Origin of the sequence: Microbacterium immunditiarum (genome assembly GCF_013409785.1) — a bacterium.
Taxonomy (GTDB): Bacteria; Actinomycetota; Actinomycetes; order Actinomycetales; family Microbacteriaceae; genus Microbacterium; species Microbacterium immunditiarum.
This window is the reverse complement of sequence record NZ_JACCBV010000001.1, coordinates 2,328,890-2,354,873: the sequence shown is the minus strand read 5'-3', so window position 1 is coordinate 2,354,873 and position 25,984 is coordinate 2,328,890. Positions and strand designations below refer to the sequence as shown.

The 25,984-nt window shown below is 70.0% G+C and carries 22 protein-coding genes and 2 pseudogenes; 4 read left to right on the top strand and 20 right to left on the bottom strand.

Annotated features, from left to right (window positions below):
• Window positions 1-46 precede the first annotated feature (46 nt).
• The 8 genes from BJ991_RS10920 to rpsB all read right to left on the bottom strand — a co-directional run bounded on the left by BJ991_RS10920 (window position 47) and on the right by rpsB (window position 6,169).
• Complete coding sequence (locus BJ991_RS10920; protein ID WP_179489902.1) at window positions 47-331, bottom strand: hypothetical protein; 285 nt, start codon at window positions 329-331, stop codon at window positions 47-49.
• A gap of 3 nt (window positions 332-334) precedes the next feature.
• Entirely contained in the window at window positions 335-1,075 is a 741-nt protein-coding gene (locus BJ991_RS10915; RefSeq protein WP_179489900.1) for an aggregation-promoting factor C-terminal-like domain-containing protein, read from the bottom strand.
• Window positions 1,076-1,168: 93 nt separating this feature from the next.
• On the bottom strand, window positions 1,169-1,738 hold the full coding sequence (locus BJ991_RS10910) for a DivIVA domain-containing protein (protein ID WP_179489898.1): 570 nt from the start codon (window positions 1,736-1,738) through the stop codon (window positions 1,169-1,171).
• Window positions 1,735-2,805 (bottom strand): phosphatidate cytidylyltransferase, encoded by a 1,071-nt coding sequence (locus tag BJ991_RS10905; RefSeq protein WP_179492728.1) that lies wholly within the window; start codon window positions 2,803-2,805, stop codon window positions 1,735-1,737. Before BJ991_RS10905 ends, BJ991_RS10910 begins: the two co-directional genes overlap by 4 nt.
• 53 nt (window positions 2,806-2,858) lie before the next feature.
• Entirely contained in the window at window positions 2,859-3,413 is a 555-nt protein-coding gene (gene frr, locus BJ991_RS10900; RefSeq protein ID WP_179489896.1) for a ribosome recycling factor, read from the bottom strand.
• 78 nt (window positions 3,414-3,491) lie between these two features.
• A complete protein-coding gene (gene pyrH / locus BJ991_RS10895) occupies window positions 3,492-4,211 on the bottom strand; it encodes a UMP kinase (RefSeq protein ID WP_179489894.1) in 720 nt (239 codons plus the stop codon).
• A gap of 99 nt (window positions 4,212-4,310) precedes the next feature.
• Window positions 4,311-5,138 carry a translation elongation factor Ts gene (gene tsf, locus BJ991_RS10890; RefSeq protein ID WP_179489892.1) on the bottom strand — a complete coding sequence of 276 codons (828 nt, stop codon included), beginning with the start codon at window positions 5,136-5,138 and terminating at the stop codon, window positions 4,311-4,313.
• A 98-nt stretch (window positions 5,139-5,236) separates the two neighbouring features.
• Window positions 5,237-6,169, bottom strand: a complete 933-nt coding sequence (rpsB, locus tag BJ991_RS10885) for a 30S ribosomal protein S2 (RefSeq protein WP_179489890.1) — start codon at window positions 6,167-6,169, stop codon at window positions 5,237-5,239.
• A 396-nt stretch (window positions 6,170-6,565) separates the two neighbouring features.
• On the opposite strand from rpsB, the gene BJ991_RS10880 reads away from it, so the two are divergent.
• Together BJ991_RS10880 and BJ991_RS10875 are read left to right on the top strand one after the other, a co-directional pair.
• Window positions 6,566-10,282, top strand: a complete 3,717-nt coding sequence (locus tag BJ991_RS10880; protein WP_179489888.1) for an ExeM/NucH family extracellular endonuclease — start codon at window positions 6,566-6,568, stop codon at window positions 10,280-10,282.
• A gap of 141 nt (window positions 10,283-10,423) precedes the next feature.
• A complete protein-coding gene (locus BJ991_RS10875) occupies window positions 10,424-10,972 on the top strand; it encodes a murein hydrolase activator EnvC family protein (RefSeq protein WP_246301079.1) in 549 nt (182 codons plus the stop codon).
• A 17-nt stretch (window positions 10,973-10,989) separates the two neighbouring features.
• On the opposite strand, the gene BJ991_RS10870 is transcribed toward BJ991_RS10875, so the two are convergent.
• Window positions 10,990-11,943 (bottom strand): tyrosine-type recombinase/integrase, encoded by a 954-nt coding sequence (locus BJ991_RS10870; RefSeq protein ID WP_179489886.1) that lies wholly within the window; start codon window positions 11,941-11,943, stop codon window positions 10,990-10,992.
• A 285-nt stretch (window positions 11,944-12,228) separates the two neighbouring features.
• Here BJ991_RS10870 and BJ991_RS10865 point away from each other — a divergent pair, with 285 nt between their 5' ends.
• Window positions 12,229-14,340, top strand: a complete 2,112-nt coding sequence (locus BJ991_RS10865; protein WP_179489885.1) for an NHL repeat-containing protein — start codon at window positions 12,229-12,231, stop codon at window positions 14,338-14,340.
• An 80-nt stretch (window positions 14,341-14,420) separates the two neighbouring features.
• On the opposite strand, the gene dprA is transcribed toward BJ991_RS10865, so the two are convergent.
• The 9 genes from dprA to BJ991_RS10820 all read right to left on the bottom strand — a co-directional run bounded on the left by dprA (window position 14,421) and on the right by BJ991_RS10820 (window position 21,875).
• Window positions 14,421-15,632 carry a DNA-processing protein DprA gene (gene dprA, locus BJ991_RS10860; RefSeq protein WP_179489883.1) on the bottom strand — a complete coding sequence of 404 codons (1,212 nt, stop codon included), beginning with the start codon at window positions 15,630-15,632 and terminating at the stop codon, window positions 14,421-14,423.
• Window positions 15,629-17,155: a YifB family Mg chelatase-like AAA ATPase gene (locus BJ991_RS10855; RefSeq protein WP_179489881.1), complete on the bottom strand. Its 1,527-nt coding sequence runs from the start codon at window positions 17,153-17,155 to the stop codon at window positions 15,629-15,631. Before BJ991_RS10855 ends, dprA begins: the two co-directional genes overlap by 4 nt.
• Window positions 17,152-17,514 (bottom strand): YraN family protein, encoded by a 363-nt coding sequence (locus tag BJ991_RS10850; RefSeq protein ID WP_179489879.1) that lies wholly within the window; start codon window positions 17,512-17,514, stop codon window positions 17,152-17,154. Before BJ991_RS10850 ends, BJ991_RS10855 begins: the two co-directional genes overlap by 4 nt.
• A gap of 137 nt (window positions 17,515-17,651) precedes the next feature.
• Window positions 17,652-18,692, bottom strand: coding sequence for a hypothetical protein (locus BJ991_RS10845; protein ID WP_179489877.1), 1,041 nt, complete (start codon window positions 18,690-18,692; stop codon window positions 17,652-17,654).
• Between the two features lie 152 nt (window positions 18,693-18,844).
• On the bottom strand, window positions 18,845-19,168 hold the full coding sequence (locus BJ991_RS10840; RefSeq protein WP_133543441.1) for a DUF2469 family protein: 324 nt from the start codon (window positions 19,166-19,168) through the stop codon (window positions 18,845-18,847).
• A 78-nt stretch (window positions 19,169-19,246) separates the two neighbouring features.
• Window positions 19,247-19,906, bottom strand: a complete 660-nt coding sequence (locus tag BJ991_RS10835) for a ribonuclease HII (protein WP_179489875.1) — start codon at window positions 19,904-19,906, stop codon at window positions 19,247-19,249.
• Window positions 19,906-20,697, bottom strand: coding sequence for a signal peptidase I (lepB, locus tag BJ991_RS10830; RefSeq protein ID WP_179489873.1), 792 nt, complete (start codon window positions 20,695-20,697; stop codon window positions 19,906-19,908). The genes BJ991_RS10835 and lepB overlap by 1 nt, the downstream gene beginning before the upstream one ends.
• Window positions 20,698-20,846: 149 nt before the next feature.
• The gene (gene rplS / locus BJ991_RS10825) at window positions 20,847-21,194 is read right to left on the bottom strand and encodes a 50S ribosomal protein L19 (protein WP_179489871.1); all 348 of its coding nucleotides are present in this window, start codon (window positions 21,192-21,194) and stop codon (window positions 20,847-20,849) included.
• Between the two features lie 189 nt (window positions 21,195-21,383).
• Window positions 21,384-21,875 (bottom strand): MFS transporter permease, encoded by a 492-nt coding sequence (locus BJ991_RS10820; protein WP_179489869.1) that lies wholly within the window; start codon window positions 21,873-21,875, stop codon window positions 21,384-21,386.
• A gap of 138 nt (window positions 21,876-22,013) precedes the next feature.
• Here BJ991_RS10820 and map point away from each other — a divergent pair, with 138 nt between their 5' ends.
• Window positions 22,014-22,796, top strand: coding sequence for a type I methionyl aminopeptidase (map, locus tag BJ991_RS10815; RefSeq protein WP_179489867.1), 783 nt, complete (start codon window positions 22,014-22,016; stop codon window positions 22,794-22,796).
• Between the two features lie 49 nt (window positions 22,797-22,845).
• Here map and treZ read toward each other — a convergent pair.
• A pseudogene (gene treZ, locus BJ991_RS10810) lies at window positions 22,846-24,599 on the bottom strand (malto-oligosyltrehalose trehalohydrolase).
• Window positions 24,596-25,822, bottom strand: a pseudogene (locus BJ991_RS10805) (malto-oligosyltrehalose synthase); the annotation flags it as partial. The pseudogenes treZ and BJ991_RS10805, both read right to left, overlap by 4 nt.
• Window positions 25,823-25,984: the final 162 nt, after the last annotated feature.

Below are 25,984 nucleotides of genomic sequence, written 5' to 3'. Positions count from 1 at the left end.
GGACACCTCCAAGGACAGGCGGATGCCGGGCCATCTCCCGGCGAGGTCACGCGACCTTCCAGCAGTGTTGGTGCCAGTGCCGGCGACCGGCGAGGTCGGCGTGGTCTCCGAGCACCCCGTCCGCGCGCCACGCGACGACGTGCGCCGTGCCCGGCTCGATCGTGCGCCCGCACCCGGGGCAGGTGTACGGCTTCTGCGCCTGCGCGGCCGACACCGGCTGCACGGTCCATTCGACGCCGCGACGCGTCTCCGTGCGCTTCCAGCCCGCGATCATGCGTGCGAGGGAGTCGTCGGCCGACGATTCCCTGCGTCTGCGGTTCGCCCGCGGCATCCGTCAGTACCAACCGACACGCTGCGAGTGGTCCCACGCGCCGCACGGCGTGCCGTAGCGTCCGCCGATGTAGCCCAGGCCCCACGTGATCTGGGTTGCCGGGTTCGTCTCCCAATCGGCGCCCGCGGTGGCCATCTTGCTGCCGGGCAGCGCCTGCGGAATGCCGTACGCACCGCTCGAGCGGTTGTAGGCGTTCACGCGCCAGCCGGACTCCTTGTTCCACAGGGCCACGAGGCACGCGAACTGGTCGTCGCCCCAGCCGCGGGCGAGCACCATGTCGTAGGCGATCGCCTGCGCGGTGCCCGGGTCGGGTGAGACGAACGGCGGCCGCCAGCCCGTGCCCGACGACGTCGACGTGCGCTGGGCGACGGGCGTCGGAGTCGGCTTGGGCTTGACGTACACCTCGTACGTCGGGCGATCGAACTTCGCGACGGCGGAGTCGGCCGGCTCGATCTCAAGAGACTGCGCGTCCCCGAGAGAGCTCGCGTACAGCGAGATCGGCGCGATCTCCTCGGCGCTCGCCTGCTGCACGAGGGGAAGGCCGCTGGGGCCCGCCCACGCCGCGACGAACGCGATGGCTGCGACCGCCGCGAAGACTCCCATGACGCCACGACGGCGCGACCACCGCGTCTCGACGGGCTTCGCGGGCGGCACACGTCGCACCGGCGCGGGCGAATCGGCTGTGGTGGCCGGGACGCGACGACGCAGGGGCGGCGCGGGAATCATCTCGTTGCCGGAAGTCACAGTGTGCCGAGTCTAGCCGCCGTGCGCAGGACGTGCCACGCGACGACCCCCGACCGCCGCCCCGCGGGAATCAGCGGAGGAGAGCGGCCGGACTCACGTGACCGCGAGCATGACCTCGATCACGGCGTCGAGCAGGGCGTCGACCTGCAGCTCGCGGTACCCGTTGCGCTGCATCCGGAACGCCACACTGCGCACCTGCTCGACCGTGAGCGGCTCGCCTTTCTCGAGGAACCGGGAGATGCGATCCGCGACGATGTCGACCTCGTCGATGCGATACCCGTAACGCAGGGGCCCCACCCGGTCGAAGCGCACGCCGCGGTCGCGCGACAGGCGATCGAGCACGACCTGGGCCGTCTCGCGCGCTTGGCCGACCCACTCGCGCACGCCGGCCGTCGCCACCGCGCGCTGCCTCTCGCGGGCCGCGAACGCGTCCTCGATGCGACCGAGCGCGGAGTCGACGGCCTCGATCGAATACCCCTGCCGAACGAGCGGGAAAGCGGCCTGCCGGATGTCGGCGGACGTGATCGGGTCGTCGGAGGCGTCGCCCGCCTCGAACGCGGTTCGCGCGCGGAGCAGGAAGGCGTCGACCGCCTCCCGTTCGTAGCCCTTGCGCCGGCCGGGCGCGAGCGGGAACGCGGGGCGAGCGGTGGGTGCCGTCGTCATGAAGCCGCCAACGGGACGAGGAGGTACGAGAGCGCGAGCGCCACGGGCGCGCTCGGCAGGATGGAGTCGAGCCGGTCGAGCACGCCGCCGTGGCCGGGCAGCCATGAGCTCATGTCCTTGATGCCGAGGTCGCGCTTGATCATCGACTCGCCCAGATCGCCGACCGTTGCGGATGCGAGGATGAGCGGCCCGATGATGAGACCGGTCCACCACGGCAGATTGAGCATGAACATGGCGAGGAGCACCGCGGCGACGATCGCCGCGACCGCAGCGCCGGCGAAGCCCTCCCACGTCTTCTTCGGGCTGATCCGCGGAGCCATCGGGTGACGGCCGAGAGTGAGTCCCGTCGCGTACGCGCCGGTGTCGGCCGCGACCGCGACGATGATGAACGCGAGCACCCACCACTCGCCGCCGTCGCGCTGCAGCAGCACGAGGCACAGCGCGGTGAGGAACGGCACATAGACCTGGATGAACCCCGCGACGAGCACGTCGCCGAGCACGTCGCCGTACAGCCGGCCGTCGCGGCGGGCCATCTGGCCGATGAGGCGCCAGACGATCACGAACGCGACCGCGACGAAGGCAGTGACCCACAGCATCCACGGCGTCAGGAAGAAGCCCGCGAGCACGAGCGCCGCCCCCGCGATGAGCTGGGGGACGATGTCGACCCGTCGCCCTGCCGCGATGAGCGCACGGCCGAACTCGAAGATGCCCAGCAGCGCCGCGGCCAGCGCGAACACCACGAAGGGCCATTTGAAGAACACGAGGGAGGCGATCAGCACCGCGCCGATCGCGAGGCCGATGAGGATCGCGAGGATCAGGTCGCGGCCGGTGCGCTGCTTGATGCGCTCGTTCGCCTCTTCGAACTCGGCGCGCGCGTGCGCGACCTGGCTCTCGAACTCGCTCCGCGCCGCGCGGATGTGCGACTGGAACACGGCACTCGGGTCGGTCGGAGGCGTCGCGTCGGCCTGAGGCGTCGCCGCGCGACGCGCAGCCGCGTCCTTGCGCGTGAGCGGCGCGTCATCCGCCGCCCGTGCGTGACCCGCCCCCGCGGCATCCGCCCCTGTCATCGGGGTGTTCGCGGGATCGGGAACCGGCCCGGATGTGTCGCTCACAAGTGTCCTCAGACCTCGAGGAGCTCTGCCTCTTTGCGCTTGAGCGCGTCGTCGATCCCGTCGACGTGCGTGCGCGTCAGGGCGTCGAGCTCCTTCTCGGCGCGGACGAGCTCGTCTTCGCCCACTTCGCTCTTGAGAGCGTCCAGATCGTCCTTGGCCTTGCGACGGATGCCGCGGACGTGCACGCGCGCATCTTCGGCTTTCGAGCGGACGAGCTTCACGTACTCCTTGCGACGCTCCTCGGTGAGCTCGGGCAGCGTCACACGGACGATGTTGCCGTCGTTGGACGGGTTCACACCGAGGTTCGGCATGTCGCGGATGGCCTGCTCGATCGCCTTCAGCGCCGACTTGTCGTACGGCGTCACGATGATGGTGCGCGCCTCGGGGTTGTTGAGCGAGGCGAGCTGCGCGAGCGGCGTCGGCGTGCCGTAGTACTCGACGAGGAGCTTCTGGAAGAGCTGCGGGTTCGCGCGTCCGGTGCGCACCGTCGCGAAGTCCTCTTTCGCGGCCTCGACGGCACGATCCATGCGCACCTCGGCATCTGCCAAGACGTCGGCGATCACAGTGGGACTCCCCTCGTAGCTGCGGACAACTCAGTCTATCGGCGCGGCCGCTCCCCGACGGGCGCGAACCGCTTGCGCTCACGTGGTGACGAGAGTGCCGATCGACTCGCCGAGGAGCGCCTTGGTGACGTTGCCCGCCGGCTCCATTCCGAACACGCGCATGTCCATCTTGTTGTCCATGCACAGGCTGAACGCGGTCGAGTCGACGACCTTCAGGCCGCGCTGGAGCGCGTCGAGATACGTGATCCTGTCGATGCGCGTCGCATCGGGATCGTGGCGCGGGTCGGCCGTGTACACACCGTCGACGCCGTTCTTGGCGACGAGCACTTCGTCGGCGCCGATCTCGAGGGCGCGCTGGGCCGCGACGGTGTCGGTCGAGAAGTACGGGAGCCCCGCCCCGGCGCCGAAGATCACGACGCGGCCCTTCTCCATGTGACGCTCGGCGCGCCGCGGGATGTACGGCTCGGCGACCTGCGTCATCGAGATGGCGGACTGGACGCGCGTGGCGGCGCCCGCCTGCTCGAGGAAGTCCTGCAGCGCGAGCGCGTTCATGACGGTGCCCAGCATGCCCATGTAGTCGGCACGTCCGCGGTCCATGCCCCGCTGGCTCAGCTCCGCGCCGCGGAAGAAGTTGCCGCCGCCGACGACCACCGCGATCTCGACGCTGTCGACCGCCGCCGCGATCTCGCGCGCGATCTGGCTCACGACGTCGGGATTGACCCCGAGCTGGCCGCCGCCGAACGCCTCGCCGGACAGCTTGAGCAGGACGCGACGGCGCCCGGTCGCCTCGTTGATCACGGTGTCTTCCTCTCGTCGCTTACGACAACCTATCGAAGGCGCCCCGCGGCGCACGGCAGGGGCCCGCATCGGCGAGCGATGCGGGCCCCTGTGCGCGTGTCAGGCGCCGACCTTGAAGCGGGCGAAGTCGGTCAGAGTGAGACCGGCGTCCTTCGCGACCTGCGCGACCGACAGCTTGTTGTCGCGCGCGTAGTCCTGGTCGAGCAGCGCGACCTGCTTGAAGTACGCGTTCACCCGGCCCTCGACGATCTTCGGCAGGGCGGCCTCGGGCTTGCCCTCGTTGCGCGAGATCTCGGTGACGATCTCGCGCTCCTTCTCGACCTCGGCGGCCGGCACGTCGTCGCGCGACAGGTACGTCGGGTTCGCGAACGAGATGTGCTGCGCGAGGGCGCGAGCCGTCTCGGCGTCGTCACCGGTGTAGGCGAGCACGACGCCGACCTGCGGGGGCAGGTCCTTGTTCGTTTTGTGGAGGTAGATCTCGAACTTGGCGCCCGTCAGGGTGCGGACGCGGCGAAGCTCGACCTTCTCGCCGATGATGGCGGCCTCGTCGGAGATGAGCTGCTCGACGGTCTTGTCGCCGGCCGGGGCGGCAAGGGCGGCCTCGACCGAGTCGGAGCCGGCGGTGGCCGCCGCGTCGAGCACCTGGTCGGCGAGCGAGATGAAGCGCTCGGTCTTCGCGACGAAGTCGGTCTCGCACGCGAGCTCGATGATGGTGACCTTGCCGTCGAGCTCCTTGGCGGCGACGAGGCCCTCGCTCGTCGAGCGGTCGGCGCGCTTGGCGTTGCCCTTCGCGCCCTTCAGGCGCAGGATCTCGACGGCCTTCTCGACGTCGCCGTCAGCCTCTTCGAGCGCCTTCTTGGTGTCGACCATGCCCGTGCCGAGCTGCTCGCGCAGCGCCTTGATGTCGGCGATCGTGAAGTTTGCCATGGGTCGTGGCTCCTTGGTGTTCGTGAGTTCTCATGGATGCCTCGGCGGGACCGCTCCGGAAAGCGATCCCGCCGAGGCGGAGTTCGAAGTTCGAGTGGTTACTCGGCGGACTCGGCGGCGGGCTCGGCCGCAGCGGTCTCGGCCTCGGCGGGCTCGGCCGCAGCGGTCTCGGCCTCAGCGGTCTCCGCGGCGGCCTCGGCACCGGCCGTGTCGGCCTCCGACTCGGTCGCGATCGTCTCGACCTCGGCGGCGTCGGTGACCACGGGCGCGCCCTGCTCGAGGAGCTCGCGCTCCCACTCGGCCAGCGGCTCGGCCGCCTCGTCGGCGTCGGCGGCGGGCTGGTGGCGCTGGATGAGGCCCTCGGCCGCGGCATCCGCGATGATGCGGGTGAGCAGGCTCACCGAGCGGATCGCGTCGTCGTTGCCGGGGATCGGGTACTGGAAGTCATCCGGGTCGGCGTTCGTGTCGAGGATGCCGATGACCGGGATGCCGAGCTTCTTGGCCTCGTCGACCGCGAGGTGCTCGCGCTTGGCGTCGACGACCCAAATCGCCGAGGGCGTCTTCTGGAGGTTGCGGATGCCGCCCAGCGACTTGTGCAGCTTGTCGAGCTCGCGCTTCTTGAGCAGGAGCTCCTTCTTGGTGAAGCCGCTCGCGGCCGGGTCCTCGAAGTCGAGCTCCTCGAGCTCCTTCATGCGCGCGAGGCGCTTCGAGACCGTCGCGAAGTTCGTGAGCAGACCACCCAGCCAGCGCTGGTTGACGTACGGCTGGCCGACGCGGGTCGCCTGCTCGGCGAGCACCTCCTGCGCCTGCTTCTTCGTGCCGACGAAGAGGATCGTGCCGCCGTGGGCCACGGTCTCCTTGACGAACTCGAACGCCTTGTCGATGTAGGCGAGCGACTGCTGGAGGTCGATGATGTGGATGCCCGAGCGCTCCGTGAGGATGAAGCGCTTGACCTTCGGGTTCCAACGGCGGGTCTGGTGCCCGAAGTGGACGCCGCTGTCGAGCAGCTGGCGGATCGTGACGACGGCCATGGCCGGTCTCCTTCTCTGGCGCTCGCGCGCCTCTTGCGGTTGATTCGTGCCGGTGGATCCGGCATGCCTGGTGCCCGGCACACGCCCGCCCCTGAACTTGCCAGGAGACCGTTGGGAGTTGATGCCGCGCCGGCGAACACGCGGTTCGCAGCGCTCTGGGCACGCGGAGTCACCCCGACGAGCGGGGTGCGGCAACAAGTGTATCAGTCCGGGGCATCCGCCCGCCCGTCGGTGACGCTCAGTCGACGCGGAGGTGACCGCTGAAGGAAATCCGTCGGAATCGGCCAGTTCCTCTTGGCATCTACCCAGTTGGTTCATAGTCTGCGAGATGTCCTGTGCATCGTCCTAGACGCCGCCGGACCGACGGCATCCGATGCATGGGTCGAGGAGGGGTCCATGCAACGACGCAGTACCACCTCGCGGCTGTCCGTCGTCACCGCCACCGCGGTCGGCGCCGTACTCGCGAGCCTGATCGCGGCGCCACCAGCGTCTGCGGCCACGCCCACCCACACGATCGCCCAGGTCCAGGGCACGAGTGACACCTCGCCCATCTCCGGCACAACCGTGACAGTCCGCGGCGTGGTCACCGCCGACCATCGCACGGGCGGCTACCGAGGGATCTACATCCAGACGCAGGGAGTGGGCGCGGGCACCGATCCCGACCCCCGCGTATCGGACGGGATCTTCGTCTTCCTCAACACCTCCCCCGCGACCGGCGTCGAAATCGGCGACCTCGTCGACGTCACCGGCCCGGTGTCCGAGTTCCGGCGGGACAACTCCGGACTCGTGCGCGATCCCCGCACGACCACGCAGATCAACGGATCCGCGGCGGGGGCCGTCGAGATCATCGAGAAGGCGGTCGGAACCCCGGCCCCGATCCCACTCCCCGCGTCCGTCGTGGGCGACACGGCTCGCGAAGGATTCGAGGGCATGCTGGTCGCTCCCGTGAGCACCACCTCGTCGCCCTACCGTGTGATCTCGAGCCACAATCTGACGAACTTCGGCGAGCTCTGGCTCAACGCCGGGTCGGCGATGCCGGTCGAGGCGTACGAGACGCAGCCGGTCGGCTCGTCGGCGGCGAACGCGATCACCACTGCGAACCGCAACAGCCGCATCGCGCTGGACGACGGGTACAGCGTCTCCACGACGAACGCCAGTCACCCCGGGGAGCAGCCGTACTTCACCGCAGCGCAGATCGTGCGCAACGGCGACCGCGTGACGTTCCCGGCCACGGGCTACGTGCTGGACTACGGGTTCGACCTGTGGCGCCTGCAGCCTCCCCTGCCGATCAACGACGCGAGCCCGGCATCCGTCAAGCCGACCTTCACATCGCTCAACCCGCGCCCGGCCGCACCGCCGGCCGTGGGCGGCGACGTCACGGTCGCGGCGTTCAACGTCCTGAATTACTTCACGACGCTGACGACGGAGAACCCGAACGCGCGCGGCGCCGACACGCCCGAGGAGTTCGCGATCCAGAAGTCGAAGATCGTCTCGGCGATCAACGCACTCGACGCCGACATCGTCGCCCTGCAGGAGATCGAGAACTCCGTGAAGCTCGGCGAGAAGCCCGACGAGGCGCTCGCCGATCTCGTCGCAGGCCTCAACGCGGCGGCAGGCGGCAACGTGTGGGACTACGTGCGCACGCCGAAGGCGCTGCGCAACCCCGACATCGTCGACGTCATCACGAACGCGATCATCTACAAGCCCGCCGTCGTCAAGACCAGCGGCGCGGCGCAGACGATCGTCGACGAGACCGTGTGGGGCAACGCGCGCGAGCCGATCGCCCAGACGTTCACGTTCGGCAAGCAGTTCGTGACGGTCATCGCGAACCACTTCAAGTCGAAGAGCGCCGCCGAGGGCGACCCCGAATTCGGCCAGGACAGCCCGTACAACGCCGACCGCGTGAAGCAGGCCCAATCGCTGCTGACCCTCGCGAAATCGCTCGAACGCGGGCAGAAGACCGACGTGTACCTCGTCGGCGACTTCAACGCGTACGCGAAGGAAGACCCGATCAAGGTGTTCACGGATGCCGGGTACACCGACCTCCTCTTCTCGCGCGCTCGCGGGCAGTACACCTACACGTTCGACGGCGAGCTCGGCTCGCTCGACCACGTGCTCGCCTCGCCGACGGCGACCGACAAGGTCACCGGGGTCGGCGTCTGGTCGATCAACTCGCCCGAGTGGTCGGGACGCGAGTACTGGGGGCCCGCGGCCGAAGCCGGAACGCCGTACCGCTCGAGCGACCACGACCCGGTCCTGGTCGGCGTCGGCACGGAAGGGACGCCCGGCACGGTCGACATCGACCTCGTGACGGTGAACGACTTCCACGGCCGCATCGAGCAGTCGGCGCCGGCAGGCGGTATCGCGGCTCTGTCGACCGCGGTGAAGCAGATCCGCGCGCAGAACCCGAACACCATCTTCGCCGCGGCGGGTGACCTGATCGGGGCCTCGACGTTCACGTCGTTCATCCAGGACGACGTGCCGACGATCGAGGGCCTCAACGCGGCTGGGCTGGACGTCAGCGCGGTCGGCAACCACGAGTTCGATCAGGGCTTCGCCGATCTCACGGATCGCGTGATGCCCCTCGCTCTGTGGGAGTACCTCGGCGCCAACGTCTACGACAAGGCGACGGGCGAGCCCGCGCTGCCGGAGTACTGGACGCAGACGTTCAAGGGCGTCACGATCGGCTTCATCGGAGCCGTGACCGACGAGCTGCCGTCGCTGGTCAGCCCGGACGGCATCGCCGACATCACCGTCGGCGACCCGACGGAAGCGGTCAACCGCGTGGCGGACCAGCTGAGCGACGGCAAGAAGAACAACGGCGAGGCCGACATCATCATCATGCTCGTGCACGAGGGTGCGGCTACGACCGACATCTCGTCGGCGGTCGATCCGAACAGCCGGTTCGGAAAGATCGTGCTCGGCGCGAACGAGAATGTCGACGCGATCGTCTCGGGTCACACGCACCTGGCGTACAACCACGTGATCGACGGGCGTCCGGTGATCTCGAGCGGACAGTACGGCGAGCGGTTCTCGCGGATGGACATCCGCTACGACCGCAAGACGAAGTCGTTCACGATGAAGAACGAGATCTTCTCGCTCATGGATGGGACGACTCCGCTGTTCGCGGATGACCCGGCCGTCGTGCCGATCGTGCAGGAAGCCGTCGCGATCGCCGACGAGCTCGGCAACGTGGTGATCGGCGAGGCGACGGCCGACTTCGGTCGTGCCGTGTTCGCCGACCCGGCGAGCCAGACGTCGTTCCCGGAGAACCGCGGCGGCGAGTCGACGCTCGGCAACCTCGTGGCGGACGTGCAGAAGTGGGCGCTCAACGTCGACGGCACGCGCGCCGTGGACGTCGTGTTCATGAACCCGGGCGGCCTGCGGGCCGATCTGGGATCCGGTGAGGTGACGTACCGCGAGGCGGCGAACGTCCAGCCGTTCGCGAACACGCTCGTCTCGTTCACGCTCACGGGCGCCCAGATCAAGCAGGTGCTCGAGGAGCAGTGGCAGCCGGCCGGCTCGTCACGACCGTTCCTCAAGCTCGGCGTCAGCAAGGAGATGACGTACACCTACAACCCGAACGGGGCACCGAGCAACCGGATCACCGAGATCTTGCTGAACGGCGACCCGATCGATCCGGCTGCGACGTACTCCGTCGGCGCGAACTCGTTCCTGGCCGCGGGTGGAGACAACTTCTTCACCCTGGCCGAGGGCGGGAACAAGTCCGACAGCGGCAAGATCGACCTCGAGTCGATGGTCGACTATCTCGAGGAGTTCGGAACGGTCACTCCCGACCTGGCGCAGCGCGCGGTCGGCGTGATCGTGTCGCCTCCCGACGCGGACGGCTACGACCCGGGTGACCAGGTCACGCTCACGCTCTCGTCGCTCGAGTTCACGCGCACCGAGCCTCCGGCAGGCACCGTCTCGGTGGAGTTCGGCAGCGCGGTGCTGGCGACCGCGCCCGTGACGCGCGCCTACACGGTGGCGACCGACGAGACCGGTACCGCGACGGTGACGTTCACGATCCCGGCCGGTGCCACCGGCGACGCCCGGTTCGCGATCACGACACCGCTCGGCACCCAGAGCTCGGTGGTGCTGCCGATCGGCTGACCTTCCGGTCGATGCGACGAGGGGGCGGGCCTTCGGGTCCGTCCCCTCGTCGTGTCCTCCCCGGCTGCCGTCGTCGGGGTGGTTCGCACAGTCGCTCCGTCCGGCCGCCTCCAGGCGACGCCCGGGCGCGACGCTTGCGGAATGCCTGTCCCTCGCTCTCCTCGGCGACTCATGGGGGTCGCCGTGGTGGCCGCGGTGGCCGTTCTCGTGCCCGCTGTCGCGAGGGCGACGGATGCTGCGCAGCCTCCGCCCCCGGCCGCCTCGGCTCCTGCCGACGCCGGTGTCGAGCCGTGGGTGTGGCCGGTCGCTCCGTTCCGGCTGACTCGACCGTACGTCGCGCCGGCGCACGCCTACGGGCCAGGACACCGCGGGATCGATCTCGCACCCGCGGGGTCGCCGGACGTGCAGGCGCCCGCGGCCGGAGTGGTCGCGTTCTCCGGATCGGTGGCGGGGCGCGGCATCGTGACGATCGATCACGGCGGCGGGCTCGTCACGACGCTCGAGCCGGTCGTGTCGGAGCTCGAACCGGGGACGACCGTCGAGCGCGGCGAGACGGTCGGAGTGACCGACCTCGGCGGCCACGCCGATGCAGGAACCGTGCACTTCGGAGTCCGCCTCGACGGCGAGTACATCAATCCGATGCTGCTCCTCGGAGGCGTGCCCCGCGCGGTGCTGCTCCCCTGCTGCTGACCGGAGTCGCCGGCAGCTCAGGCGCGTGGGTGGGCGAGCCGATACGTGGCGGCCAGTCGCTCGGTCGACACGTGCGTGTAGATCTGCGTCGTGCCGAGGCTCGCGTGGCCGAGGAGCTCCTGGACTGTCCGGAGGTCTGCGCCGCCATCGAGCAGGTGCGTCGCAGCGGAGTGCCGCAGCGCGTGCGGACCGACCCCGGACCCGACGATCGGCCCGAGAGCGCGTGCGACGAGGTCGTACACGGCACGGGGGCCCATACGCCCGCCCCGAACGCCCAGGAAGACGGCGTCGCCGGGGGTCGCGGCATCCGCCACCGCTTCGGGGCTCGCCACGCGCGTGGCCGCGAGCGCGTCGAGGCGACGGTCGCGCAGGATCGGCCGGCCGCGGACGAGATAGGCGTCGAGAGCACGGGAGGCGGCGCCGCCGAACGGGACGACACGTTCCTTGGAGCCCTTGCCGAGGACCCGCACCGTTCGGCGTTCGCGGTCGATGTCGCCGACGTCGAGACCGCACAGCTCAGAGACGCGAACGCCGGTGGCATAGAGCAGTTCGAGGGCCGCGTGGTCGCGCAGGGCGATCGGATCGCCTTCGGCCGCGGCCCGTCCGAGTCGGTCGAGGAGGTCGCTCACCGCGTCGGCGCTCGCGACCTTCGGAAGCGTCTTGGCCCGTTTGGGTGCGACGAGCCGCAGGCTCGGATCCACCGAGAGGTGCCCGGCTTCGAGCGCCCACGCGAAGAACCCGCGGGCGGCCGCCGCGCGTCGGGCGAGGGTCGAGCGCGCGTCGCCGCGCTGCGTCGCGACCCACAGCCATTCGCGCAGATGCTCGAGCTCGACCTCGGCGATGTCGACGTCGCCGACGACCGCGATGAGGTCGGCGAGGTCGCCCCGATAGGCCTTCGTGGTCGCGGGCGACAGTCGGCGCACGTCGCGCACGTGCACTGCGAAGGCGTCGGCGGCCTCGGTCATCCGCATGGCCCCAGCATGCCCGAGCGCAGTGCGGCGAAGCGGGCGCCTCACCGGGGAAGCCCCGTCGCGCCCTTCCCGAGGGCCTGCCTGGACGACTGCGTATGGGGTAGCGACGTCGCGACGGATGCAATACCGTCTGCTCCGAGGGCGGAGAGTACGGCGACAGCGCGGTCGTCTCGGCGACCATCACCCTCGAATCGTTCACCGGACTGGGGCCTGTGGCCGCTTCTGTCGCTGAACGATGCGTCCTCCCATGACGGTCTTGTCGACCGGGATCAAGGAGGACCGCTCGTGTCGAAACCTCGCCACCGTCTGCCGTTGCGCCTCTTGCGCAGGACGTTGCTCGCGACCGTCGCCGTGTGCGGGCTGGTGCTCGCAGGGACGGCCGCGACGGCCGTTGCAGCACCGCCGCGTACCTCGGTACTCCAGGGCACCGTGGAAAGCGGCGGCTCCGGGCTGTCGAAGTTCTCCGTCTCGCTCTATGCGGCCTTCGTGGATCGCGAGCCGCGGTGGGTGCCTCTGGGCTCGGCCAAGAGCGACAAGAACGGGAAGTTCCGGGTCGAGTACGCGGTGCCGCGTGGTCTTGCGGACAGCGATCCCCTGCTCTTCATCCAGGCGACACGCGGGCCGGCCATGCTTGCGAGCTCGATCGGCGTGGGGCTCGACACGGTTCCCCAGCGGGTCGTCGTGAACGAACGCACGACGGTCGCGACGGGCAACGCCTTCGCCCAGTTCATCGATGGCCACCGGATCGTCGGCAACCGATACGGGATGACGAACGCGGTGGGCATGGCGGCGAACCTCGCCGACCCGGCAACGGGAGCGGTCGGTTCGGTGCTCGCCACCACGCCGAACGGGACCGAGACGTCGACGCTGAGCACCTTCAACTCGCTCGCGAACGCTGTCGCCGGCTGTGTGGCCGATTCCGTGCAGTGCAGGACGCTGCTGCGGACGAGCGCACCGCCCGGCGAGGCCCCGTCGAAGAACGTCCTCGAGGCGGTCGCGAACATCGCGAAGTATCCGTCCTTCCCCTCGAGCCGGGCGCCGAAGGGCGATCCGGTGTTCGCGTTGTCGCAGCGGACTCCCATCTATCAGCCTGCCCTGCGCGAGGCGCCAACGAGTTGGCTTCTGTTCCTCACCTTCACCGGGGGTGCCTACAGCGTCCAGGACAGCGACAACCTGATGAACGGACCCGGCAACTTCGCGATCGACGAGCAGGGGTTCGTCTGGGTCAACGACAACGCCGTGCCCCAGCCGCCTGACGAGTACGCGTGCGCGGGCCTCAGGCTTCTCAAGTTCACCCCGTCGGGCCAGCCGGTCGCCGGCACTCCCTATTTCGGCGGAGGTCTCAGCGGAGCCGGGTACGGCATCACGCTCGATCCGAGCGGCAGGATCTGGGTGGGCAATTTCGGCTTCCAAGATCCGCCCTGCATCGACCCCGAGTTCGCGGCCGAGCACGGCAGCTCGCCCGCTCAGCACAACAGCGTCTCCGCCTTCGGAGCGGACGGCCTCCCCCTCTCCGGCCCGGGCGGATACAAGAACGGGAACATCTCGTGGCCGCAGGGAACGGTCTCGGATCGCGCGGGGAACATCTGGATCGCCAACTGCGGCAACGACTCGGTGACGATGCTGCCCAGTGGCGATCCGGACCGGGCCGTCAACATCGCGCTCGGGCCGACGCCCGTGGAGGGTCGCCCCGAGCTGAAGCCGTTCGGCGCGACCGTGGACGCGCGCGGAAACGTGTGGATCGCGAACAACCGCGGAGACACGATCTCGGTGATCTCGCCTGACGGTCAACTGATCGACACCCTCCCGGGAACGTTCGAGGGCCGAACCGTCCTGAGCCATCCCGTCGGCAACGCGACCGACACGAAGGGCAACGTCTGGGTGGCCAACTCCGACTGGCTCGACTCGCCGTGCCCGACACGCCTCCAGCTCGGGGAGGCCGAGAACCCCTCGATCACAGCCTTCCGACAGGACACGAGGAAGCCGTTCCCGGGGTCGCCGTTCACGGGAGGCGGTCTCACTCTGCCGTGGGGCATCGCCGTCGATGGGAACGACACCGTGTGGGTGTTCAACTTCGGCGTCGTGCCCGTCGGGCAGACGAGCGACATTCCGACCGGTGTCAGCCGGTTCTGCGGCGTCGACACGCGCGGATGCCCCGAGGGCGTGAGGACTGGGGACCCGATCTCTCCGGAGACCGGGTACCGCAGCGACGCGCTCGAGCGGATCACGGGCGGCCAGATCGATCCGTCGGGGAACATCTGGCTCACCAACAACTGGAAGCGCGATGCCAACCCCGTCCTCAATCCGTTCGGGAACGCGATCGTCATCGCCGTCGGTGCAGCCGCACCGGTGAAGACGCCGCTCATCGGACCACCCGTGCCCACGAACCGCAGGTGAGGAGGCTCGGTCTTCGGCCGCTCCGTGCACGTCGTACCCGCGGACCGCGGTCGACTGGGGAGGGTGCGATCGCGTCGACCTCACGACGTCGCGAATCGCAGGCGCCACCCGCGCTCCCCGTGCTCGATCCGCTCCTCGAGGAGCATGATCCCGAGCAGCGCTTCGACCTGTTGAGGAGTCATGCCGCTGCGGCGCGCGACGTCCTCGGTCGCGCGCCACACGCGGGCGCTGAGCGCATCGATCACGCGGGATGCGTCATCCGTGCGTGCACCGCCTGCCCCGGGGCCGCTCCGCCTCGCGCCCGTCGCGGAGTCGAGCCCGATGAGCTCGCGCACGTCGTCCGCGCTCGTGATGCAGCGCGCGTCGAACTCGCGGAGCATCCGGTGACACCCGGCGGATGCCGCGCTCGTGACCGGTCCCGGCACCGCACCCGTCGGCCGTCCGAGGGCTCGCGCGTGGCTCGCGGTGTTGAGTGACCCGCTGCGCCAGCCCGCTTCGACGACGACCGTGGCGTCGGCCAGCGCAGCGATCACCCGATTCCGCTGAAGGAACCTCCACTTGGTCGGCGCTCCGCCGCACGGCACCTCGCTCACCACTGCTCCGGTCTCGGCGATCCGGTCGATGAGGCGTCCGTTGCCCGCGGGGTACGGGCGGTCCGCCCCGCCCGCCAGCAGTGCGACCGTCGTGCCTCCCACGGCGAGCGCTGCCCGATGGGCGGCCGCGTCGATTCCGTACGCGGCGCCCGAGACGACGGGGATCCCGCTTCCGGCCGACTCCGCGGCGAGCTCCGCCGCGACGTGCTCGCCGTAGGAGGTTGCGGCCCGGGCACCGACGACCGCGACGGACGGCGTGAGCGACGCGAGAGCGGACGTCGTGCCCCTCACCCAGAGCACGAGTGGCGCGTGCGGGCCGAGATCATCGACCTGTTGCGGCCACTCGGGATCCTCGGGGAACACGAGTCGCACGCCGCGGGCACGGGCGAGTGCGAGCGCGTCGTCGACTTCGACCGAGCGCAGCCGCGGCGTCCAGCGCTTCCGCCCCTCCGCGAACTCACGCGCACTCATCCCCTCGACGGGTGCGACGGCACTCCCTCCCGCGACCACGGCGAGCGCGGGAGCCGCACCGAGCGCATCGACGAGCATCCCTGCGACGCCGTCGCCGGGCTCGGTCACGACGTTCCAAACGACCCGCGCGTAGCGCTCCGCGATCGCATCGTCGTCGAGCTCGTCCACGACGACCACGCCATCGAGCGCGCGGCGCGCCATGGACAAGTCGAGCTCAGCGGGTTTCATACTGCGAGTCCTTTCTTGAGGTAGAGCGCCCGGCCGACGTGGTCGAGCTCGATTCGTGCGGCGCCGTCCAAGTCCGCCAGGGTTGACGCGACCCGAAGCACACGGTCGTAGCCGCGCAGCGTGAGCGACCCGCGGTGGAGTGCCGCGTCGAGCGGACGACGAGCCTGAGGCGTCGGTGCGAACGGTCCTTGCCGCAACCAGGCGCCCGACACGTGCGAGTTGAGCCGCCATCCCGTGCCGCGCAGCCTGCGAGCCGCGCGATCTCGTGCTTCGGCCACCCGGTCGCGCGCGACCTCCGTCGTGATCTCCGTGGGTGCCGCATCGTGGGGTGCGACGGAAACCCGCGTGAGCGCAAGCTCGATGTCGATTCGGTCGAGCAGCGGACCCGAGAGTCGCCCCAGGTACCGCCGGATCGCCATCGGCGGACACGAGCACGACGCTCCCCTCACGCCGTAGTTGCCGCACGGGCACGGGTTCGTCGCCAGCACGAGCTGGAATCGTGCGGGGAACGTCGCGGTCAAGCCCGTCCGGTGGATCACGATCGACCCGCTCTCGAGCGGCTGCCGCAGCGCGTCGAGCACGCTTGCCGGGAACTCTCCCGCCTCATCGAGGAACAGCACCCCTTCGCTCGCACGAGCGATCGCGCCGGGCCGGATGCCGCGCGACCCGCCGCCGATGAGAGACGCGACGCTCGCGCTGTGGTGCGGAGCCTCGAGCGGCGCGACGCGCGACAGGCGGGCGACATGTTCGCCGGAGAGCGACCGCATCGACGCCACCGTGAGCGCGGCGCGATCCTCGAGCGGCGGAAGGATTCCGGGGAGCCGCCGCGCGAGCATGGTCTTGCCCGCGCCGGGCGGACCGCACATGAGCATGTGGTGACCGCCCGCCGCCGCGACGACGGGTGCCTCGACGGCTTCACGTTGCCCGACGACATCGCGAAGGTCGAGCGACTCACCCTCCGGCGAATCGTCGGCACGACCGGGCACGGGCTCCTGCTCAGGCACCTCGACATCCGCTCCGTGCCACCGCGCGACTTCCGCCAGGTTCACCGCGCCGAGCACGTCAACGCCATCGACTAGCCGAGCCTCGTCGACGTTCGAGTGGGGCACGACGACCCGCGTGATTCCCGCGCGAGCGGCGGCGAGCACCGCCGGAAGCACGCCGGAGACGGGCCGCAGGCGTCCGTCGAGTCCCAGCTCCCCTACGTGCGCGGTCGCGGCGACGGATGCCGCGTCCATGGGCATTTCGGTCGCCACCGCCGCGATCGCGATCGCGACGTCGAACGCCGAGCCCTGCTTCGGGAGCGCCGCCGGCGACAGGTTCACGGTGAGCCTCCGCCGCGGCAGCGGGAGGCCGCTGTTGTCGCACGCGTTGTGCACCCGCTGCACCGCTTCGCCGAGCGCCTTGTCGGGAAGGCCGATGATATGGAAGTCCGGCGTCTGCTTCGACAGGTCCGCCTCGACTTCGACGACCGCGCCGTCGGCGCCGACGAGCGCGACCGCCATCGTGCGTGCGACGGTCACCGGATGTCCTCGAGGTGGTCGAGGCGGGCGGTCGCCGCATCCGGCCCTGTCAGCCCGATCGCGTCGAGCCGCACCTGACGCCGCTGCACCTCGTCGGGATGCGCCGCGATCCACGCCATCGCGAGTCGCCACAGGCGGCGGCGCTTGCGCGCGTCGACCGCTTCGAGCGGATCGCCGAACCCGTCTGAGCGACGGGTCTTGACCTCGACGACCACGAGCGTCCGATCGTCGGCCACGACGATGTCGAGCTCGCCCTCCTTGCAACGCCAGTTGCGGTCGAGCACCGCGTACCCGCGGGACTCGAGATACAGCGCCGCGCGGTGTTCACCGGCTCGCCCGAGCACATCCTTGTCTGCCATGCCCCCAGCGTCGCGGGCGGGGCCCCAGGGAACGATTCAGACCGACGTGCCCCGTGGACAGCGTCCGCGATTACCACCCAGTGGAGGAATCGACGCGCACCACAGCACGCGGGCGCGCGTCGCCGCCGGTCAACGCGTCACAAGAGCACCGGCCCGAGCGGCGGGAGGGGCGGGGTCCGATGGATCTGGTACGCCGCGACGTAATCCTTCTCGTCGTCGGACATTATGAAGTGGTAACGCAGGTTCGTGTACGCACCGCTCTGGGTCAGGAAGGGCGTCGGCTCGGTCCGGCTCATCTCATCGAGTTCTCCGAAGGTGAAGACGACGACTGTCGGCTCGTTGATGATCGTGTCGGCCAGGCCGACGAGCTCGAGCAGTGCGAAGACGAGGTCGACGACGATCTCCCTCACCTCTTCCAGCTCAGCGACCACGCCGATCGTCGGATACTTGGTGGCCACCACATATTGAGCGATCCGGACGCACTTCGCGATCGTCGCCTTCACCTCTTCCTCGTCGCCGAAGGTGTGCTCGACGAACGTCGTCATGAACGAGACCCCGACCCGTACGCTGTGGGTCGTCCCGAGCCACACGGCTGCGCGTGGTCCGACCCGCGTGCTGCCCGAGTCGACGTTGCCGTAGTAGCCCTGACCGTTTCCCGCGAACGGGTGGCGAACCGTCTCCTCCTTGTTCCTCCCCGCAGCGTCGATGTAGATCGCCGATGTCACCACGTAGGGCTCGTCGCTTGCCAGCCAGTCGGGTCCTGTCTCGTCGATGCAATGAATCCCCTCGTACGTCACGAGGTACTCGATGAGCGGTACTTCCTCGGCCCCTTCCCCCTGAACGTCCCTCGACGCGCCACCCGCGCCGCGGTCGAACTCACCCGCGGACACGCGACCGCGCGGCGTGACGATGGGGTTGGTCGCCTCCACGCGAACCTGGCGGGATCGCCGCCTTGACTGCGCCGCGACGTCGAACGGCTCGACCCCGCCGAGGTGCTCCTTCGCCGCGAGGGGTCCGTAGCGCCGTGCGCGGACCTCCGCCGGCACGGCATCCCATCGCTCGACGATCGGCCCGACTTCGTCGAAGCCGATCCCGGCGTCTTTCAGCGCCTCCGCGAGCCTTCGCTCGAACTCAGTCGTCGGATCGCTGCGGCCGACGTACGACCTCAGGGCGATCATGATCTCGGCTACGGCTTGCGCGTTGCTCCGCCGGCGGCTCCTGCGTGCGGACATCGTCGTCCCACCCCCAGATGTGGAACCTCCCCCTCGCCGCGGACGCTACTCCCGTGTCAGGCGGTCGTCAATGGAGGCCTCGTGCGGCCGAAACCCGATCAGGAGTCGAGCGAGAGCTCCTCCGGAAGGTGGAAGTCGCGGCGCGACAACTCTTCGACGTTGACGTCCTTGAACGTCAGGACGCGCACGGACTTGACGAAGCGGTCGGCGCGGTAGATGTCCCACACCCACACGTCGTTCATCGAGATCTCGAAGTAGAAGTCGTGCTCGGTGTCGCGACGCACGACGTTCACCTCGTTCGCGAGGTAGAACCGGCGCTCGGTCTCGATCACGTACTGGAACTGCGAGACGACGTCGCGGTACTCCCGGTACAGAGCGAGCTCGAGCTCGCGGTCGTAGTCCTCGAAGACTTCGTCATCCATGATGAGTCCATCCTAGAGTCGCGCGGCCGCGCCGCGTCCCGCACGCGTTGGCCGCCGCATCCGCAGCCCGGACTCGCGTCAGAAGAGCGTCGGAGCGTCGCCGATCGACCACGACGCGCGGTGGTGCGGGCTGAGCCCGTGCGCGCGGATCGCCTCGCGGTGATCGGGGCTCGCATAGCCCTTGTTGCTCGCCCAGTTGTATTGCGGCAGCTCGTCGTGCAGGCCGACCATGAGGGTGTCGCGCGCGACCTTCGCGATGACGGATGCCGCGGCCGCACTCGCGCAATCGCGGTCGGCCTTGATCACCGGTCTCACGGTGAGTCCGCGTTCGCCTGCGGGCGTGATGTAGTCGTAGTTGCCGTCGAGGATGACGATCGCCTCTTCCGGGACGACGCCGTGCGCCCGCAGGTCGGCAAGAGCGCGCGCCGTCGCGAGTCCCAGCGCCCGCATGATCCCGATGTCGTCGATCTCGGCCGAGCTCGCCCAGCCGACGGCGCTGTGCAGCACCCACTCGGCGGCGCGACCGGCGACTTCGGCCCGGCGCGGCTCGGGCACGAGCTTGGAATCGCGCAGGCCCGTCGGCACGCGCTTGCGCGCACGAGCGGCGTCGACGACGGCGACTCCGACGGCGACGGGTCCGGCGAGGGCACCTCGGCCCACCTCGTCGCACGCGATCACGATCGGACGCTCGCGCAGCAGGCGCCGCTCGAGCGTCAGACGGGGCTCGGCGACCACCATCACGGCGACGCGCCGCCTTCCGCCGCAGGCTGCGGCTGGGGCACCCCTGCGAACACCCCGTGATGGAAGTCGAGCGCGCCGAAACGGTCGAACGGCCACGTGATGAGGAACGCTCTGCCCACCACGTTCTCGAGCGGGACGAACCCCTTGCCGGGCTGGTCGGTGTTGTACCGCGAGTCACGCGAGCGGTTGCGGTTGTCGCCGAGCACCCACAGGCTGTCGGCCGGCACGGTGACGTCGAACGCATCGGCGGACGCCGGCGACTCGGCCGACGGGAGCTCGAGGTAGGCGGACTCGTCGATGGGCACGCCGTTGACCGTGATCTGACCGATCGCGTTGCAGCAGACGACGTGGTCGCCCGGGAGGCCGATGAGGCGCTTGACGAGATGGTCGTCGCTGTCGGGTGCGGCGAGGCCGACGAGCGACAGCACCCATTCGATCGCCTCTACGACCGGCGCCCTCGGCGGCGACGTGTCCGGCATGAGCCACCCGCCCGGGTCGCGGAACACCACGATGTCGCCGCGCGAGTAGCCGCCGAATCGCGGCGTGATCTCGTCGACGAGGATGCGGTCGTTCACGTGCAGCGTCTCTTCCATCGAGCCCGACGGTATGTAGAACGATCGCACGAGGAACGTCTTGACGAGGAATGACACGAGCACCGCGACGATCACGATGATCAGCACGTCGCGGGCGAAGACGAGCCAGCTGCGGCGACGCGCGCCCTTGGACGAGCCGGTCGTGCTGTGCGTGGTCTCGATCGGTTCGGCCGGTGCCGTCTTCTCGGTCGTCATGAAGCCCTTCGCCCGGCTCGCCGAACCTCGGAGAACCGCTGGAACAAGGTTCCCATATTCGCGCGGATTCCTCCTTGCCCGAACTCCACAACGCGAAACGCAGAACGCCCCGGAATCCGAGGGATCCGGGGCGTTCGAGGCGAAGCGACTCAGTTCTCGCGCTTCTCCTTGATCTTGGCCTTCTTGCCGCGCAGGTTGCGCAGGTAGTAGAGCTTGGCGCGACGGACGTCACCGCGCGTGACGACCTCGATGTGGTCGATCACCGGCGAGTGCACCGGGAAGGTGCGCTCCACGCCGACCTGGAAGCTGATCTTGCGGACCGTGAACGTCTCGCGCACGCCGTCGCCGGAGCGGCCGAGGACGACGCCCTGGAAGACCTGGATGCGCGAGCGGTTGCCCTCGGTGATGTTGACGTGCACCTTGATGGTGTCACCGGGGCCGAAGTCGGGGATGTCGTTGCGGAGCGAGGCCGCATCGACGGCGTCGAGGATCTGCATGATCGTGCTCTCTCTGCGGCCGCCACAGGTCGACCGCGTGATGGATGGATGTAAGGATGGGTGTGCACCCGGAGCCGCCGGCCGTGAGGCGCGACGACGGGCTCCCCTGAGGCAGAGCCTGGGCGGGGCACAAACAACCATTCTGCCACGGATGCGACGGCCCGCCAAAACACGGGCGGAGCGCCCGCGTCAGCGCTCGGTGCGCTTCTCGGTGATCACGATGACCTCGTCGACCGACTCGGTCGTCACGCGTGGAGCGGGCGGCGGGATGTACGCCATGCCGTCGGTCGCATGCAGCACCATGCCGGACGGGCGCGCTTCGCGCCAGAGCTGCCACAGTTCCAGCCAGAACAGCCCGATCGCGACGACGATCGTGAGGATGAAGACCGGCAGCCACCACGCGGGGTTGAAGAAGCCGAGCGCGATCGTGAGCACATGCCACAGCGCGAATCCGCCGACGTCCCACCACGAGACGGCGCGCTGCGCGCGGACCGTTCCGCGGGCTCGCACGAGGAGCGTGAGGATGAGCTGGCCGAGGAACACGGAGGGGATCGCGATGAACAGCACCCATACGAAGGCCCATCCGCCGGCGTCGAACACGGCCCACCCGACGAGCAGCCACAGCGGCAGGAGGAACGCGGCGGGGATGAGCCACCCATAGAACGCGCGCCGCAGCCACATACCACCGATGCTACGCCGCCACGTCAGACCGCGGGAGCGCGCGGGACCTCTGCGCGGCATCCTCCCAGGTGCACCGGTGAGCCACGGGACGGGCGGACCTCATTCATCGGCGAGAATGGACGGGACGAGAGGACGAGCATGATCGAACTGCGCACCCCTGCCGAGATCGAGGCGATGCGACCCGCGGGGCGCTTCGTGGCGGAAGTGCTCGCGACCCTCCGCGACGAGACCAAGGTCGGCACGAACCTCCTCGCGATCGATCGCCGCGCGCACGACATGATCCGCCGCGCGGGCGCGGAGTCCTGCTACATCGACTACCACCCCTCGTTCGGCGCGCGTCCCTTCGGCAAGGTCATCTGCACGTCGGTCAACGATGCGGTGCTGCACGGCCTCCCCCATGACTACGTCCTGCGCGACGGCGACCTCGTATCGCTCGACTTCGCCGCCTCGATCGACGGCTGGGTGGCCGACTCGGCCGTCTCGTTCGTCGTGGGCACGCCGCGCGACGAGGACCTCGCCCTCATCGAGACCACCGAGCGCGCGCTCGACGCCGCGATCGCCGCCGCGACCGTCGGCAACCGCATCGGCGACATCTCGTTCGCGATCGCCGAGATCGCGTACGGCGACGGCTACTCCATCAACACCGACTTCGGCGGGCACGGCGTCGGCCGCGTGATGCACGGCGATCCCCACGTGCCGAACGACGGCAAGCCCGGCCGCGGCTTCCCGCTGCGCGCGGGCCTCGTGCTCGCGCTCGAGCCGTGGTTCCTCGCGACGACCGACCAGCTCGTGACCGACCCCGACGGCTGGACGCTGCGCAGCGCCGACGGCTCGCGCGGCGCCCACTCCGAGCACACGATCGCGATCACCGATGACGGCCCGGTCGTGCTCACCGACCGCTCGTTCGCCGGCGTGCGCTGACCCGCCTCGCCCTCGCGGCCCCGTCGCCGAGTGCCGGTGACCTCACGCGTCAGCGCTGCGCGGGGCCCAGCACCACCGCGCTGTCGGACGGGAGCGCGATCGCACCGCCCTCGTCGTGCACCGCGAGACCCGTCGCGAGCAACACTCGAGACCCCGGCGGTGCCGCGAACGAGATGTCCTCCTCGGTGAGGTTCACGAGGATCTCGACGGCACCTCGCCGCAGCCGGAACGCGCGGTGCGCGGCATCCGTCCCCTCTCCCCCGACGAGTTCGGCGCCGAGCGACGTGAAGGACGGGTCGGTGAGCTCGGGGCGTTCGCCGCGCAGCCGCGCGAGGGCGCGGTAGAGGTCGAGGAGGCGCGCATGATCGCCGGCGGATGCCTCGGACCAGTCGAGCTTCGACCTCCGGAAGGTCTCGGGGTCCTGCGGGTCGGGCACGACGGACTCGTCCCAGCCCATGCGCGCGAACTCCGCGATCCGACCCTTCGCGGTCGCCTCGCCCAGCGCGGGCTCGGGGTGGGACGTGAAGAACTGCCACGGGGTCGAGGCTCCCCACTCCTCGCCCTGGAAGAGCATCGGCGTGCCGGGCGCCGTCATCGTGAGCACGGCGGCGACCGCGAGCCGGTCGAGCGAGAGCGATTGCGACAGCCGGTCCCCCGTCGCACGGTTGCCGATCTGGTCGTGGTCCTGCGCGAAGGTCACGAGGCGCCACGCGGGGACTGTCTCGGGGATCGGGCTGCCGTGCTCGCGACCGCGGAACGACGAGTACGTGCCGTCGTGGAAGAAACCGCGCGTCCACACCTTCTCAAGCGCGTCGGGGGCGGCGAAGTCCGCGTAGTACCCCACGGTCTCGCCGGTCAGGGCGACGTGCACCGCGTGGTGCCAGTCGTCGCTCCATTGCGCGGTCAGCCCGTAGCCGCCGACCTCGCGAGGGAGGATGAGCGTGGGATCGTTGAGGTCCGACTCCGCGATGAGCGTGAGCGGACGCCCGACGTGGGCCGACAGGGCGTCGACGCGGTCAGCGAGCTCGTGCAGCAGGTGCTTCTCGGACGAGTCCTTGAGCGCGTGCACGGCATCGAGCCGCAGGGCGTCGACGTGGTAGTCGTCGAGCCACATGAGCGCGTTCTCGATGATGTGGGCGCGCACCTCCGGCTGGTCGAGGTCGATCGACGACCCCCACGTGTTGCGCTCCGCGTCGCGCAGGTACGGCCCGAACTCCGGCAGGTGGTTGCCGCTCGGACCGAGGTGGTTGTAGACGACGTCCTGCACGACCGCGAGCCCCGCCGCGTGCGCGGCGTCGACGAACCGCTGATACGCCGCCGGACCGCCGTACGACTCGTGCACGGCGTACCACAGCACGCCGTCGTACCCCCAGTTCCACTGACCGTTGAACGCGTTGACCGGCAGCAGCTCGACGTGCGTGACGCCGAGGGCCACGAGGTGGTCGAACCGCTCGGCGGCGGCATCGAGGGTGCCTCGAGGGTGAAGGTGCCGATGTGCAGCTCGTACACGACCCCGCCCGCGAGCTGACGGCCGGTCCAGCGGCCATCGGACCATACGAACGCGGACGGATCGAAATGAGCGGATGCCTCGTGCACGCCCCGCGGCTGGCGACGAGACCGCGGGTCGGGGCGCAGCGCGTCGCCGTCGCCGAGCACGAACCCGTACTCGTCCCCGCCCCGCAGCCCGACATCCGCGATCCACCATCCGTCCCGCGCAACGTCGGCCCGCTCGAGCTCGACGTCGTCCCGCCCGGGTCGCCGCAGCCGTACGCGCTCCGCGCGCGGGGCCCACACCTCGATCATGCGTCCTCCTCCAGCACGAGCAGCGCGACCGGGTACGTCGAGAAGAGGTCGCGCAGCGCGACCTCGCTCCCCTCGAACCGCCGGCCCGTGAACGCGTCGACCGTCGGGCCGGCGTGCCGCAGGAGCACCGTGTCGCCCCACCCACCACGGCGACCGAGCCCGACAGGCAGGCGCGTGGCGACGGCGAGCGCGCCTCCTCGGTCGAACGCCACCGCATGGGCGGACGCCTCCCCCACGACGGTCATGGGCGTGTACCGCGTGAACAGCTCGCGCCGGTCCCTCCGCAGCCGAAGGGCGCGCGAGGTCACCAGCAGCTTCGCGGCGCCCGTGTCGTCCACCGGCGGCTGCCAGCCGTCGTCGATCCGCGCGAGCAGGTCGCGCCGCACGGCGAAGTCGACCGGCCGGCGATTGTCGGGGTCGACGAGGCTCGTCTCCCACAGCTCCGAACCCTGGTACACGTCCGGCACGCCCGGCCCCGCGAGCTGCAGGGTCTTCGCGGCGAGCGAGTTCGACCAGCCGAACGGCGCGATCTGCGCGACGAACTCGTCGACGATCGCCCGCGCGTCGCCGAAGGCCGCGTCGACGAGGCGGTGCATCCGATTCTCGAACTCCGGCTCCGGATCGAGCCAGCCGGTCGCTTCGCCGGCCTCTCGTGCCGCCTTCTCGGCGTACGCGTGCAGGCGCTCGGCCGACGCGGGCCATGCGCCGATGATCGCCTGCCACAGGAGGCTGTCGAACGGACCGTGACCCGTCGTCGCGACCGCGCGAAGCCGCCCGAGCACGTCTGCCCAGCGCTCAGGGACCTCGGCCAGCACGGAGAGCCGCGCGCGCACGTCCTCTCCCCGCTTGGTGTCGTGCGTCGAGAGCGCCGTCATCGACCCGGGCCACGCTGACTGGCGCCGCTCGAACGCACGGTGGAATCCGTCGACGGACAGCGAGAAGACGCTCGGATCGCCGCCCACCTCGGTGAGCGTCCCGAGGCGCGTCGCACGGTAGAAGGCCGTGTCCTCGACGCCCTTCGCCATGACGGGACCGGTGGTCTGCTGGAACCGCCGTGCCACCTCGAGCGACGGGTCGGACAGCACCGGGACGAGAACGGCGATGGTCTCGGCGATGTCCGGGCGACGGGCGAATGCCTCGGCCGCCGCCTGCGCGAGCCACTCCTTCCCCGCCGGGAGGTACGAGCGGTACGTCGGGAAGCACGCGAGCAGCTCGGCGAGCGCGAACCGCTCGAGTGCCGCGGGTCCGCCCCGCTGCGGATCGACCTCGGTCGGATCGACGACGTCATAGCCGTGGTCCGAGCCGGACGTCGCGCGCAGGAGCGGCGAGAGGTACGCCCAGTCGACGCCGAGGTCGCGCAGGTAGTCGGTCACACCGGCCGCGGC

What these genes read in the sequence shown, in the direction of transcription:
- BJ991_RS10880 (WP_179489888.1), top strand. Translation starts at nt 6,566, where the DNA reads ATGCAACGACGCAGTACCACCTCGCGGCTGTCCGTCGTCACCGCCACC.
- rplS (WP_179489871.1), bottom strand. Translation starts at nt 21,194, where the DNA reads ATGCAGATCCTCGACGCCGTCGATGCGGCCTCGCTCCGCAACGACATC.
- BJ991_RS10840 (WP_133543441.1), bottom strand. Translation starts at nt 19,168, where the DNA reads ATGGATGACGAAGTCTTCGAGGACTACGACCGCGAGCTCGAGCTCGCT.
- BJ991_RS10820 (WP_179489869.1), bottom strand. Translation starts at nt 21,875, where the DNA reads ATGTGGCTGCGGCGCGCGTTCTATGGGTGGCTCATCCCCGCCGCGTTC.
- BJ991_RS10835 (WP_179489875.1), bottom strand. Translation starts at nt 19,906, where the DNA reads ATGGTGGTCGCCGAGCCCCGTCTGACGCTCGAGCGGCGCCTGCTGCGC.
- map (WP_179489867.1), top strand. Translation starts at nt 22,014, where the DNA reads ATGATCGAACTGCGCACCCCTGCCGAGATCGAGGCGATGCGACCCGCG.
- BJ991_RS10850 (WP_179489879.1), bottom strand. Translation starts at nt 17,514, where the DNA reads ATGGCAGACAAGGATGTGCTCGGGCGAGCCGGTGAACACCGCGCGGCG.
- BJ991_RS10870 (WP_179489886.1), bottom strand. Translation starts at nt 11,943, where the DNA reads ATGCGGATGACCGAGGCCGCCGACGCCTTCGCAGTGCACGTGCGCGAC.
- tsf (WP_179489892.1), bottom strand. Translation starts at nt 5,138, where the DNA reads ATGGCAAACTTCACGATCGCCGACATCAAGGCGCTGCGCGAGCAGCTC.
- rpsB (WP_179489890.1), bottom strand. Translation starts at nt 6,169, where the DNA reads ATGGCCGTCGTCACGATCCGCCAGCTGCTCGACAGCGGCGTCCACTTC.
- BJ991_RS10845 (WP_179489877.1), bottom strand. Translation starts at nt 18,692, where the DNA reads ATGATCGCCCTGAGGTCGTACGTCGGCCGCAGCGATCCGACGACTGAG.
- BJ991_RS10875 (WP_246301079.1), top strand. Translation starts at nt 10,424, where the DNA reads ATGCCTGTCCCTCGCTCTCCTCGGCGACTCATGGGGGTCGCCGTGGTG.
- BJ991_RS10910 (WP_179489898.1), bottom strand. Translation starts at nt 1,738, where the DNA reads ATGACGACGGCACCCACCGCTCGCCCCGCGTTCCCGCTCGCGCCCGGC.
- BJ991_RS10920 (WP_179489902.1), bottom strand. Translation starts at nt 331, where the DNA reads ATGCCGCGGGCGAACCGCAGACGCAGGGAATCGTCGGCCGACGACTCC.
- BJ991_RS10905 (WP_179492728.1), bottom strand. Translation starts at nt 2,805, where the DNA reads ATGACAGGGGCGGATGCCGCGGGGGCGGGTCACGCACGGGCGGCGGAT.
- dprA (WP_179489883.1), bottom strand. Translation starts at nt 15,632, where the DNA reads ATGAAACCCGCTGAGCTCGACTTGTCCATGGCGCGCCGCGCGCTCGAT.
- lepB (WP_179489873.1), bottom strand. Translation starts at nt 20,697, where the DNA reads ATGACGACCGAGAAGACGGCACCGGCCGAACCGATCGAGACCACGCAC.